At 77.2% G+C, this 11,768-nt stretch carries 11 protein-coding genes and 1 pseudogene; 8 read left to right on the forward strand and 4 right to left on the reverse strand.

What is annotated here, in order from left to right:
• Window positions 1-212 precede the first annotated feature (212 nt).
• Both HLB09_RS07540 and HLB09_RS07545 read left to right on the forward strand, forming a co-directional pair.
• Window positions 213-1,616 (forward strand): cystathionine beta-synthase, encoded by a 1,404-nt coding sequence (locus HLB09_RS07540; protein ID WP_171202783.1) that lies wholly within the window; start codon window positions 213-215, stop codon window positions 1,614-1,616.
• 62 nt (window positions 1,617-1,678) lie between these two features.
• Window positions 1,679-1,912, forward strand: coding sequence for a hypothetical protein (locus HLB09_RS07545; protein WP_171202784.1), 234 nt, complete (start codon window positions 1,679-1,681; stop codon window positions 1,910-1,912).
• Window positions 1,913-2,093: 181 nt separating this feature from the next.
• Here HLB09_RS07545 and msrA read toward each other — a convergent pair whose 3' ends face one another.
• A complete protein-coding gene (msrA, locus tag HLB09_RS07550; RefSeq protein ID WP_171202791.1) occupies window positions 2,094-2,759 on the reverse strand; it encodes a peptide-methionine (S)-S-oxide reductase MsrA in 666 nt (221 codons plus the stop codon).
• 179 nt (window positions 2,760-2,938) lie between these two features.
• Window positions 2,939-4,471 carry a MocR-like transcription factor YczR gene (yczR, locus tag HLB09_RS07555; RefSeq protein WP_171202785.1) on the reverse strand — a complete coding sequence of 511 codons (1,533 nt, stop codon included), beginning with the start codon at window positions 4,469-4,471 and terminating at the stop codon, window positions 2,939-2,941.
• Window positions 4,472-4,851: 380 nt separating this feature from the next.
• Between yczR and HLB09_RS07560 the strand changes: the two genes are divergently transcribed.
• The 6 genes and pseudogenes from HLB09_RS07560 to HLB09_RS07585 all read left to right on the forward strand — a co-directional run.
• Entirely contained in the window at window positions 4,852-5,028 is a 177-nt protein-coding gene (locus HLB09_RS07560; RefSeq protein WP_171202786.1) for a hypothetical protein, read from the forward strand.
• A gap of 19 nt (window positions 5,029-5,047) precedes the next feature.
• Window positions 5,048-5,767 carry a membrane protein YczE gene (gene yczE, locus HLB09_RS07565; protein ID WP_212770716.1) on the forward strand — a complete coding sequence of 240 codons (720 nt, stop codon included), beginning with the start codon at window positions 5,048-5,050 and terminating at the stop codon, window positions 5,765-5,767.
• 127 nt (window positions 5,768-5,894) lie between these two features.
• Window positions 5,895-7,043 carry a cystathionine gamma-synthase gene (locus HLB09_RS07570; protein WP_409372984.1) on the forward strand — a complete coding sequence of 383 codons (1,149 nt, stop codon included), beginning with the start codon at window positions 5,895-5,897 and terminating at the stop codon, window positions 7,041-7,043.
• The gene (gene ilvA / locus HLB09_RS07575; RefSeq protein WP_171202788.1) at window positions 7,040-8,302 is read left to right on the forward strand and encodes a threonine ammonia-lyase; all 1,263 of its coding nucleotides are present in this window, start codon (window positions 7,040-7,042) and stop codon (window positions 8,300-8,302) included. The genes HLB09_RS07570 and ilvA overlap by 4 nt, the downstream gene beginning before the upstream one ends.
• A 227-nt stretch (window positions 8,303-8,529) precedes the next feature.
• A complete protein-coding gene (locus HLB09_RS07580; protein WP_171202789.1) occupies window positions 8,530-9,633 on the forward strand; it encodes an ATP-binding cassette domain-containing protein in 1,104 nt (367 codons plus the stop codon).
• A pseudogene (locus HLB09_RS07585) lies at window positions 9,630-10,517 on the forward strand (ABC transporter permease); the annotation flags it as partial. The gene HLB09_RS07580 and the pseudogene HLB09_RS07585, both read left to right, overlap by 4 nt.
• A gap of 45 nt (window positions 10,518-10,562) precedes the next feature.
• On the opposite strand, the gene greA reads toward HLB09_RS07585, so the two are convergent.
• Both greA and HLB09_RS07595 read right to left on the reverse strand, forming a co-directional pair.
• Window positions 10,563-11,078 (reverse strand): transcription elongation factor GreA, encoded by a 516-nt coding sequence (greA, locus tag HLB09_RS07590; RefSeq protein ID WP_171202793.1) that lies wholly within the window; start codon window positions 11,076-11,078, stop codon window positions 10,563-10,565.
• Between the two features lie 323 nt (window positions 11,079-11,401).
• Window positions 11,402-11,768 (reverse strand): DUF4307 domain-containing protein (locus HLB09_RS07595; RefSeq protein WP_171202790.1); only part of this gene is annotated, 367 nt, incomplete at its 5' end.

The raw sequence follows: 11,768 nt of genomic DNA on the forward strand, positions 1-11,768 counted from the left end.
CGGCTCTCCTCTGGGGGCACCGCTCGAACGTAGCCCGGTGGCCGCGGCGGGTCCGCGGCCGAGATGTGGCGGTCCTGCGGCGGTCCTGCCGCCTCCTCGGTCCGCTCGCCGGGGCCCTCGCCGACGTCCTCCCCGGGTCCTCGTCGTGCGCCGGCGGCGCCTGCGGGCCGCCGCGGCGCCGCCCGGGCGCCTGCGGGTGCGAGGATCGGGCGGTGCGCTACGCCGAGACGATCGTCGACCTCGTGGGCGGCACGCCGCTCGTCCGCCTCAACGCCGTCACGGAGGGGATCTCGGCGACGGTGCTCGCGAAGGTGGAGTACCTCAACCCCGGCGGGTCGGTGAAGGACCGCATCGCCGTCCGCATGGTCGACGCCGCGGAGGCGTCGGGGGAGCTGCAGCCGGGCGGCACGATCGTCGAGCCGACCTCCGGCAACACCGGCGTGGGGCTCGCGCTCGTCGCGCAGCAGCGCGGGTACTCCTGCGTCTTCGTGTGCCCCGACAAGGTCGGCGAGGAGAAGCGGGCGGTGCTGCGGGCCTACGGCGCCGAGGTCGTCGTCTGCCCCACCGCCGTCGAGCCCGACCACCCCGAGTCCTACTACTCGGTGAGCGACCGGCTGGCGCGCGAGCTGCCCGGCGGCTGGAAGCCCGACCAGTACTCCAACCCCAACGGCCCGCGCAGCCACTACGAGACCACCGGGCCGGAGATCTGGTCCGACACCGACGGGCGCCTCACCCACTTCGTCGCCGGCGTCGGCACGGGCGGCACCATCACCGGGACCGGCCGGTACCTCAAGGAGGTCTCGGCCGACCGCGACGGCGGCCCCGTGGCGGTCGTCGGCGTCGACCCCGTCGGCTCGGTGTACTCCGGCGGCAGCGGCCGGCCCTACCTCGTCGAGGGCGTGGGCGAGGACATGTGGCCGCGCGCCTACGACCCGAGCGTGCCCGACCGGATCGTCGCCGTCTCCGACGCCGAGGCCTTCGCCATGACGCGGCGCCTGGCCCGCGAGGAGGGCCTGCTCGTCGGCGGCTCCTGCGGCATGGCCGTCGTCGGCGCCCTCGAGGTGGCGCGCGAGCTCGGCCCGGACGACGTCGTCGTCGTCCTCCTGCCCGACTCCGGCCGGGGCTACCTCGCGAAGATCTTCGACGACCGGTGGATGCGGAGCTACGGCTTCTCGACCGACGACACGGGCTCCCGGACGGCGCCTGCGGCGGGGACGACGACGGTCGCCGACGTGCTGCGCGCGAAGTCCGGCGACCTCCCGGCCCTCGTGCACACCCACCCCGCCGAGACCGTCCGCGACGCCGTGGGGATCCTCCACGAGTACGGCGTCTCGCAGATGCCCGTGGTGACCTCCGAGCCGCCGGTCGTCATCGGAGAGGTGGTCGGCGCGGTGAGCGAACGCGACCTGCTCGACGCCGTCTTCTCCGGCGCGGCGCAGCTCACCGACCCCGTGTCGGCGCACATGTCCCCGGCTCTGCCGCGCATCGGCGGCACCGAGCCGGCCTCGGCGGCGCGGGCGGCGCTCCAGGAGTCCGACGCGCTCCTCGTCGTCGTCGACGGCAGCCCGGCCGGCGTCGTCACGCGCGCCGACCTGCTGGCGCACGTCGCGGGCTGACGGGCGCGCCCGCCCCCGGTGCTCGCCGTGCCGGGCGGTGGGGGCGGTCGTAGCGTCGTCGCATGACGAGCTCGACGGACCCCAGCGACGCCCCCGACCCGATCCAGCCCGAGGTGCCCGCGGTCAAGGACCGCCAGGAGCACGGCAAGGAGCCCGACCTCGCCGAGGAGGTGCTCGACCACCGCGCCGAGCGCGAGGCGGAGCTGGTCCGCGAGGACGCCGGCGAGGGCGCCGGCGGCAGCGACGGGGGCCCGGAGAGCTTCGACCGCGACGCGGTGCCGAACGCCGAGGAGTGACGCCGGGTCGCGAGCCCCGTCCAGCTCCCCGCCCCTGGCGGGCGATGTGAGGCCATGTCGCCCTCGGGAGCTCGTCCCGCGGGGCGACATGGCCGCACATCGCCCCCCTGGGGAGCGGCACGACACGACGGAGCCCCGGTGACCAGGTGGTCACCGGGGCTCCGTCACGTCGCGGGGCGGGTCAGCGGGCGGCCTCCGCGGGCGCCGCGCCGTCGACCGGGAGGATGCCCGCCGGGCAGCTGACCCCCGTGCCGGCGAGGCCGCAGTAGCCGTTCGGCACCTTGTGCAGGTACTGCTGGTGGTAGTCCTCGGCGTAGAAGAACGGACCCGCCTCGGACGCGGGGCGCAGCTCGGTGGTGATGGGTCCGAGGCGGAAGCGCTCGAGCTCGGCGGCGAAGGCGTCGCGCGAGGCGCGGACGACCTCGCCCTGCTCCTCCGTCGTCCAGTAGACCGCCGAGCGGTACTGGGTGCCGACGTCGTTGCCCTGGCGGGCGCCCTGGGTGGGGTCGTGCTCCTCCCAGAACGTGCGCAGCAGCGTCTCGGCGTCCGTGACGGCCGGGTCGTAGGCGACCATCACCGTCTCCGTGTGACCGGTCCGCGCGGTGCAGGTCTCCTCGTACGTCGGGTGGGGCGTGAAGCCCCCCATGTACCCGACGGCGGTGGTGACGACGCCGTCCATGCCCCAGAAGAGGCGCTCGGCCCCCCAGAAGCAGCCCATCGCGACGTAGAGCCGCTGGGTGCCCTCCGGCCACGGGCCCTCCAGCGGGGTCCCGAGCACCGCGTGCGTGGTCGGCACGTGGTAGGGGCGGTGCTCGCGGCCCGGCAGGGCCTGGTCGCGCTCGACCATCGTCGTCTTCGTGCGGGTCCCGAACAGGGCCACGGGTCCTCCTCGCGGGTCGTCGGTCGGGCGGGCTCGCGGCCCCTCCCGGTCTGCCCCGCACAACGCCGCGAGCGCCCGCGTCCTTCCCCCGCCCGCCCCGGCACGCCCCGGCCCCGACGGCGCGGGAGCCGGGCACGGGGGGCCGCTCAGCCCATCAGCGCGCCGGTCCGCGTCGTCGTCGGGGCGCCCCAGGCGCGCTCGGCGTCCGCGACGGCGCGCGCCAGCCGGTCGACGGCGTCGAGCAGCACCGGCACCGGCTGGGTGAAGGGCAGCCGCAGGTGGTCGTCGAAGGCGTGCCCCGTGCCGAAGCGCGAGCCCGTGGCGAGGAAGAGCCCGTGCCGCTCGGCGGCGTCGGTGACGGCGGACGACGACGTCCCGCGCGGCAGCCGGCACCACAGCGACAGCCCGCCGGCGGGGAGGGGCACGTCCCACGCCGGGAACCGGTCGCGCAGGGCCCCGACGAGGGCGTCGCGCTGCTCCCGCAGGCGGGCGCGCCGCTCGACGAGCCCGGAGTCCAGCCCGTCGAGGAGGACGCAGGCGGCCAGCTGGTCGACCACGGGCAGGGCGCCGTGGTCGCGGGACGCGCTCGCCGCCACCCGGGCGAGGACGGACGGCTCGCCGCGCAGCCAGCCGACCCGCAGGCCCGCCCACACGGACTTGCTCAGCGAGCCGGCGGTGAGCACCGCTCCCGGCCGGGCGGACGCGGCCAGCGGCGGCCGGGACGACGGGTCGTCGTCCGGCTCGAGGGCCAGGTCGGCGAGCGTCTCGTCCGCCAGCACGACGACGCCGCGCTGCTCCATCGACGCCACCACGCGCTGCCGCTCCTCGGGGGTGAGGACGGCGCCCGTGGGGTTGGCGAAGTCGGGCACGAGGTAGGCCATCGCCGGCGCCGTCTCGCGCGCCGCGCGGTGCAGGGCCGCGGGGAAGCCGCCGGCGCCGTCGGGCGCCCGCGGGTCGCGCGGCACCGGGACGGCGACGGCGCCCAGCTCGCCGAGGAGGTCGAGGGCGTTGGGCCACGTCGGGTGCTCGACGAGGACGCGGGCCCCGGGCGCCCCGCCCCGGCCCGCGGACGGGGGCGGTCCGGCGACGGCGCGCAGCGCGCCCGAGATGGCGGCGCTGGCGCCCGTGGTGACGAGCACCTGCTCGGCCGCCGTCGGGAGGCCGCGGGCGCTCATCCGCTCGGCGACGCGCGCGCGGAGGTCGGCGAGGCCGCCCGCGACGTAGCCGTGCCCGGGGAGCATCCGCGGCAGGGCCTCGAGCGCCGCGGCGTAGGCGTCGGCGACCTCGGGCGGCCCGGCGGGGGAGGCGTACGTGAGGTCCACGGTGCCGTCGCGGGGGCTGCCGGGGACGAAGGCGGCGACGACGCCGCTGCGGTCGGGGACGCTCGTCCACGTGCCCGCCCCGCGCCGCGAGGCGGCCCAGCCGCTCTCGCGCAGCCGCGCGTAGGCGGAGGTGACGGTGACCCGGCTGACGCCGAGGGCCGCGGCCAGCTCGCGCTCCGCGGGCAGCCGCCCCCCGACCGGCAGGCGCCCGTCCGCGACGAGGCCGCGCAGGGCGACGGCCAGGGTCGCCGCGACCGGCGGGTGCAGCGTCGAGCGGCCGACGAGCGCGGCCAGCCGCTCCGCCGAGCGGCGCGCCGCCGGGACGTCGTCGGGCTCCGCGCCGCTGCTCGCGCTCATCGGGCCAGCGTGGCACGGCCGACCCTCCGGTGGCCTGCGGTGACCAGGCCACCTCGCGGACGCAGTCGGGGCGCGGGGGCGCCGCGGCCTCCCTCCGACGGTGTCTCGAGGGCGAGTCGTCGCCTGTTCGCCCCGGATCGCGGCTGGTGCTGGGCGAGTCGTCGCCTGTTCGCCCTCAGGAGGGGGGGGGAGAGGGCGAGTCGTCGCCTGTTCGCCCTCAGGAGGGGGGCGGAGAAGGCGAGTCGTCGCCTCTTCGTCGTGGGAGGGGGGCGATGCGCTCCTCGGGAGGGCCCGCGCGGGTGCCGCGTCGCCTCGGGACCAGGCCACCCTCGCCGGATTGGCCTGCCCTGCGCCAGCCACTCGGGGAGCACCATGGACGCATGGCCCTCGTCGTCCTCACCGTCCTGCTCGCCGTCCTCCTCGTCGCCGCCGTCGTCGGCCTCGTCCGCGACCTGCGGGCCGACGGGTACGGCTCCGCCCACACCTCCGGCGAGGGGCTGCACTGGCAGCACCGCGCCCGCGGCGACCGCGCCTTCGCCGGGCCGGGTCCGCGCTGAGCCCCCGGCGAGCCCTCCGATGAGCCCCGACGCCGGGCGGGTGGCCCGACGCGCGACCGGTCGCCGCGGCACCCCGGCCGCGGCCCCCGCCTGGTCGCTCCCGCACCGGTTGGTGCGCCTCGTCGTCGGCCAGCTCCTCTTCGGGCTGGCGCTCGCGATGCTCCTGCGGGCCGGCTGGGGCGGGGCGCCGTGGGACGTGCTGCACCAGGGCGTCGCCCTGCGCACCGGCTGGGCCTTCGGCCTCGTCGTGCTCCTCGCGGGCGCCGTCGTCCTCCTCCTGTGGGTGCCGCTGCGCGTGCGCCCGGGCGTGGGCACGGTCGGCAACGTCCTCCTCGTGGCCCTCGCCATCGAGGTGGGACTGGCCGTGCTGCCGCCGGCGGGCTCGTGGCCCGTCGCCGTCCTCCTCGTCGTCGTCGGCGTCGTGCTCAACGGCCTCGCCACGGCGCTCTACGTGGGCGTCGCCCTCGGCCCCGGCCCCCGCGACGGGCTCATGACCGGGCTCGCGGCGCGCACCGGGCTCCCGGTGGGCCTCGTCCGCGGGGCGCTCGAGGTGGCGGTCGTCGCCGTCGGCTGGGTCCTCGGCGGGACGGTCGGCGTCGGCACCCTCGCCTACGCCCTGGGCATCGGCCCCGTCGTCGGGCTCCTCCTGCCGCGGCTGTCGATGCCGGGGGCCGGTGCGGCTGTCGGACGGCGAGCTTCCGCGACGACGGCGCCCGCGCCCGGGAGCACCGGCGGGTAGCGTCCCCGTCGTGAGCCAGGTCCCCGACGACGCGCACCAGCCGGACGACGAGACCGCGGAGCCGGGCCACGCCCCGCCGGCGGCCGGCCCGCAGGACTGGTCGGCGTCCGGCTTCGCCACCCGCGCCATCCACGCCGGGTCCGAGCCCGACCCGCAGACGGGCGCCGTCGTCCCCGCCGTCCACGTGGCGACGACGTACGCCCAGGACGGCGTCGGCGGCCTGCGCGCCGGCTACGAGTACTCGCGGTCGGCCAACCCGACCCGCGACGCGCTGCAGGAGTGCCTGGCGGCGCTCGAGGGCGGCACGGCGGGCTTCGCCTTCGCCTCGGGCCTGGCCGCCGAGGACGCGCTCCTGCGGGCCGTGCTCGAGCCCGGCGACCACGTCGTCATCCCCGACGACGCCTACGGGGGCACCTTCCGCCTCTTCTCGAAGGTCGCGGCCCGCTGGGGCGTCGAGCACACCGCGGCCGACCTGTCCGACCCGGCCGCCGTCGCCGCGGCCATGACCGACCGCACGCGCCTCGTGTGGTGCGAGACGCCGACCAACCCGCTCCTCGGCGTGGCCGACGTCGCCGCGCTGGCCCGCACGGCGCACGAGCGCGGGGCCCTGCTCGCCGTCGACAGCACCTTCGCGACGCCGTACCTGCAGCAGCCGCTGTCGCTCGGCGCCGACGTCGTCGTCCACTCGACGACGAAGTACTGCGGCGGGCACTCCGACGTCGTGGGCGGCGCGCTCGTCGTCGGGGACGCGACGGCGCGCGGCGGGGAGCCGCTGGCCGAGCTGCTCGCGTTCCACCAGAACGCCATGGGCGCCGTCGCCGGCCCCTTCGACGCGTGGCTCGTGCTGCGCGGCCTCAAGACCCTCGCCGTGCGCATGGAGCGCCACTGCGACAGCGCCGAGCGCGTCGCTGCCCACCTGCGTGAGCACCCCGCCGTCCGCGAGGTCCTCTACCCCGGGCTGGCCGACCACCCGGGCCACGCGGTCGCCGCCCGCCAGATGCGGCGGTTCGGCGGCATGGTGTCCGTGCGGCTCGCCGACGAGGCGGCCGCGGTCGCGATGTGCGGGCGCACGCGCGTCTTCACCCTCGCCGAGTCCCTGGGCGGCGTCGAGTCCCTCGTCGAGCACCCCGCCCGGATGACGCACGCCAGCGCCGCGGGCTCCCCCCTCGAGGTGCCCGCCGACCTCGTGCGCCTGTCGGTGGGCCTCGAGGACGTGGAGGACCTGCTCGCCGACCTCGACCGGGCGCTCGAGGGCGCCGCCCCGGCGCCGCGGTGAGCCCCCGGACGAGCCCCGGGACGAGCACGGGCGCGGGCGGTCGGGCCGAGCAGCTGCCCGCCGTCACGCTCGAGGACGTCCGGGCCGCGGACGCGCTGCTCGACGGCGTCGTCCGGCGCACGCCGCTCGAGCCGAGCGCCGCGCTGTCCGAGCTGCTCGGGGGCCCGGTGCTCCTCAAGTGCGAGAACCTCCAGCACGCGGGCTCGTTCAAGATCCGCGGCGCCTACACGCGCATGTCGCGCCTGTCGCAGGCCGAGCGGGAGCGCGGGGTCGTCGCCGCGAGCGCCGGCAACCACGCCCAGGGCGTCGCGCTGGCGGCCCGGCTGCTCGGCATCCGCTCGACGATCTGGATGCCCGTCGGCGCGCCCATCCCGAAGGTCGAGGCCACCCGCCGGTACGGCGCCGAGGTGCACCAGGCGGGCACGACGGTCGACGAGGCCCTCGTGCACGCCCTGGCGCACGAGCGGGAGACCGGGGCGGTGCTCATCCACCCCTTCGACCACGCCGACATCGTCGCCGGGCAGGGGACGGTGGGCCTCGAGCTGCTCGAGCAGGCGCCCGACGTCCGCACGGTCGTCGTCTGCACGGGCGGGGGCGGGCTCGTCGCCGGCATCGCGACGGCGGTCAAGGCCCTGGCGCCGCACGTGCGGGTCGTCGCGGCGCAGGCGGAGGGGGCGGCGGCCTGGCCCGCCTCGCTCGACGCCGGAGAGCCGCGGGCGCTCGCCCGGATGGCGACGATGGCCGACGGCATCGCCGTCGGCCGGCCCGGCGACGTGCCCTTCGGGCTCGTGCGCGAGCTCGTCGACGACGTCGTCACGGTCGCCGAGGAGTCGCTCTCGCGGGCCCTGCTGATGCTCCTCGAGCGCAGCAAGCTCGTCGTCGAGCCCGCCGGCGCCGCGGCGGCGGCCGCGCTCCTCGAGGCGCCGGAGGCCTTCGAGCCGCCCGTCGCCGTCGTGCTCTCGGGCGGCAACGTCGACCCGCTGCTGCTCATGCGCGTCATCCGCCACGGCATGGCGGCCGCGGGGCGCTACCTCGGGTGCCGGGTGCGCGTGCCGGACCGCCCCGGCGCGCTGTCCGGCGTGCTCGCGGTCCTCGCCGAGGCGGACGCCAACGTCCTCGAGGTCTTCCACACCCGCACGACGGCGGCGCTCGCCGTCGACGAGGTCGAGATCGGCCTGCAGCTGGAGACCAAGGGGCACGACCACGCGACCGCGGTGCTGGCCGCGCTCGCCGCCTCCGGGGTGCGCCCCGTCGCCTGACCGCCACCGCGCCGTCCCGTCGCCTGACCGCCACCGCGCCGTCCCGTCGCAGGGCGGCGACCGATGAGTCCTGCGGCTGCGCGCGGTCGGAGGACGTGCAGCGGTCGAGCGGCCGCCGCACGGGAGGAGGCGGACGTGCACGAGGACGACCTGGCGGGGACGGCGCGGGGCGGCCGGGCCGGTCCCCGGCCGCAGCGGGTGTCGGACCCCCTGGCTACGGTCCGCCCATGACCACATCGGCGACCACGCCCGAGCCCGCGGCGCGCTCGCGCACCGGGGCGACGGGCGGCACCCGCAGCAGCACGCAGGACCACCCCGTCGTCGCCGAGGGCCTCGTCAAGCGGTACGGCGGCGTCACGGCCCTCGACGGGCTCAGCCTCTCCGTGCCGCGCGGGAGCGTCCTCGGCGTGCTCGGGCCCAACGGCGCGGGCAAGACGACGGCCGTGCGCGTGCTCACGACGCTGCTGCGCCCCGACGAGGGCCGGGCGAGCGTCGCGGGCGTCGACGTCCTCGCCGACCCGGCCGGCGTGCGGCGGCGCATCGGCGTCTCCGGCCAGTACGCCGCCGTCGACGAGCAGCTCACCGGCACCGAGAACCTGCAGATGGTGGGCGACCTGTACCACCTCGGGCGCGGGCCCAGCCGGGCCCGGGCCCGCGAGCTGCTCGAGCGCTTCGACCTCACCGACGCGGGATCGCGGCCGGTGAAGACCTACTCGGGCGGCATGCGCCGCCGGCTCGACCTGGCGGGCGCGCTCGTCGCCGAGCCGGAGGTGCTCTTCCTCGACGAGCCGACCACGGGCCTCGACCCGCGCAGCCGGCTCGGCATGTGGGAGGTCATCTCCGAGCTCGTGTCCGGCGGGACGACGCTCCTGCTGACGACGCAGTACCTCGAGGAGGCCGACCGGCTCGCCGACTCGATCGCCGTCATCGACCACGGCCGCGTCATCGCCGAGGGCACGGCCGACGAGCTCAAGGCGCAGGTCGGCGGTGAGCGCGTCGAGATCACGCTGGCGAGCGCCGACGACGTCGGTGCGGCCCGGGCCGCCCTCGAGCGCGCGGGGGCCGCCGAGGTCTCCGTCGACGAGCAGACGCGCTCGCTGTCCGCGCCCGCGAGCGGCGGCACCGCCACGCTCGTCGCCGTGCTGGGGGACCTGCGCGAGAGCGGCGCCGAGGTGCTCGACGCCGGCGTGCGCCGGCCCACCCTCGACGACGTGTTCCTCACGCTGACGGGCCGGGCCGCGGAGGACGCCGACGACGCGGGGGAGCAGGCGCCGGAGGAGGGCGGCGGGCGCCGACGAGGCGGCCGCCGACGAGGGGAGCACGCGCGATGAGCACCACGACCACCGGGCAGCCCACGAGCGGTGCCGCGGGCACCGGGCGCCGCCTCGGACCGCCGCCCGCGGGCGGCCTCGGCCAGGCGCTCGGCGACGGGTGGACGGTCGCCCGGCGCAACCTCATCCGCATCAAGCGGGTGCCCGACCTGCTCGTCGGGTCGATCGTCTCGCCGATCATGTTCGTGCTGCTCTTCGCCTACGTCTTCGGCGGCGCCATCGCCCTGCCCGGCGCAGGGGGCTCGCAGCCCGACCCGGCGGCCTACCGCGAGTACCTCATCGCCGGGATCTTCGCCCAGACCGTCATCTTCGGGGCCACCATCACCGGCTCGAGCATGGCCCAGGACCTCAAGTCCGGGATCATCGACCGCTTCCGGTCGCTGCCCATGGCGTCGTCCGCCGTGCTCGTGGGCCGTACGACGGCCGACGTCGTCAACAACCTGCTCACCGTGGTGATCATGACGATCACCGGCCTGGTCGTCGGGTGGCGCATCTCGACCTCGGTGGGGGAGGCGCTGCTCGGCTACGTCCTGCTGCTCTTCTTCGCCTACTGCGTGAGCTGGATCATGGCCTTCCTCGGCCTGCTCGTGCGGACGCCGGAGGTCTTCAACAACGTGACCTTCATCGTCATCTTCCCGCTGACCTTCATCGCCAACACGTTCGTGCCGCTGGAGAGCTTCCCCAGCGCGCTGCGGGCCTTCGCCGAGTGGAACCCCGTCTCCGCGGTGACGCAGGCGGTGCGCGAGCTGTTCGGCAACCTCCCCGCGGGCACCCCCGAGCCGACGGCCTGGGCCCTGCAGAACCCCGTGCTCTACACGCTCCTGTGGGGCCTCGTGCTGCTGGCGGTCTTCGTGCCCCTCACCGTGCGGCAGTACCAGCGGGCCGTCGGCGTGCGCGGGCTCTGCCGCGCGGAGGCGCGGCGCGGGGCGTCAGCCGGAGAAGGGCCTTGCGGAGACGACCTTCACGGGGATCGAGCGCCCGTTGGGGGCCGTGTACGTCGTCTCGTCGCCGGCGGACAGGCCGGAGATGGCCTCGCCGAGCGGGGAGGTGGGGCTGTAGACGTCCATGTCGGCGCCTTCGGCGACCTCGCGGGAGCCGAAGAGGAAGCGCATCTCGCGTCCCGCCACCTCGGCGACGACGACCATGCCGGGCTGGACGCGCCCGGAGTCCTGCGGCGCCTCGCCCACGCGGGCGTCGCGGAGGAGGGCGGTGAGCTGGCGGATGCGGCCCTCCTGCTTGCCCTGCTCCTCCTTGGCGGCGTGGTACCCGCCGTTCTCCTTGAGGTCACCCTCCTCGCGGGCGGCCTCGATGCGCTGGGCGATCTCCTGGCGGGCGGGCCCGGTGAGGTGGTCCAGCTCGGCCTTGAGGCGGTCGTAGGCCTCCTGCGTGAGCCACGCGGGCTCGCGCTGGCCGTCGGCCGGCGCGGGCGCGGGCGTCTGCGTCATGTCGGTCACGGAGGACCTCCTTCGGTGCGCCGCCCGCGGTGCGCGGGCGGGGTGCGGGAGGGCGGTGCGCGGTGCGCGACGCCCTGGTCTCGACGTGGTCGTGCTCGTGGTGCGGTGCTGCTGGTGCGGTCCGGCGGCCCCGTCCCCTCGGGGCCGGCGGCCCCTCGGCGCCGGCGTCCCTGCGGTGCGGTCCCCGGGGCGGCTGCTCGGCCCGGCCCCGGTGCCGGACCGGTGCCGGGAGCGGCCGTCGCGGGCGCGCTCCGCAGCACCGCGAACGGGCGATGCTAGCCGATGGGGGCGCGGGGTCGTGCGGTGACCGGGGCTCAGCCGTCGGCGAGGAGCTCGCAGCCCATGACCTCGGCGCTGACGGCGGGCTGCTGGGTGCGGATCTCGACCGACCGCCGGACGACGTCGCCGTCGGACGGGCCGACGTCGACGGTCTGCCAGCCGACCGTCGTGAAGTCCTCGGCCAGCGCGCGCAGGTCGCACCGCGCCCTGCTGCCCGGGTCCATGGTCACCTGGAAGTCGAGCTCCACCGCCGTCGCCGTGGGGGCGGAGAAGCCGACGACCTGCGTCGAGACGCCCTCGCCCAGCAGCAGCGCGGGGCCGGCCCAGGCCGCCCACCCGAGGACGGCGGCGCCGCCGACCGCCGCGACGGCGTCACCGAGGCCCTCGCCGGGTGGGGCGTCC

Source organism: Pseudokineococcus marinus, assembly GCF_013004605.1.
Classification (GTDB): Bacteria; Actinomycetota; Actinomycetes; order Actinomycetales; family Quadrisphaeraceae; genus Pseudokineococcus; species Pseudokineococcus marinus.

Excerpts from the sequence above, each read along its gene's own strand:
- HLB09_RS07545 (WP_171202784.1), top strand. The coding sequence starts at position 1,679 with ATGACGAGCTCGACGGACCCCAGCGACGCCCCCGACCCGATCCAGCCC.
- msrA (WP_171202791.1), bottom strand. The coding sequence starts at position 2,759 with ATGGTCGAGCGCGACCAGGCCCTGCCGGGCCGCGAGCACCGCCCCTAC.
- yczR (WP_171202785.1), bottom strand. The coding sequence starts at position 4,471 with ATGAGCGCGAGCAGCGGCGCGGAGCCCGACGACGTCCCGGCGGCGCGC.
- HLB09_RS07560 (WP_171202786.1), top strand. The coding sequence starts at position 4,852 with ATGGCCCTCGTCGTCCTCACCGTCCTGCTCGCCGTCCTCCTCGTCGCC.
- yczE (WP_212770716.1), top strand. The coding sequence starts at position 5,048 with ATGAGCCCCGACGCCGGGCGGGTGGCCCGACGCGCGACCGGTCGCCGC.
- HLB09_RS07580 (WP_171202789.1), top strand. The coding sequence starts at position 8,530 with ATGACCACATCGGCGACCACGCCCGAGCCCGCGGCGCGCTCGCGCACC.
- greA (WP_171202793.1), bottom strand. The coding sequence starts at position 11,078 with ATGACGCAGACGCCCGCGCCCGCGCCGGCCGACGGCCAGCGCGAGCCC.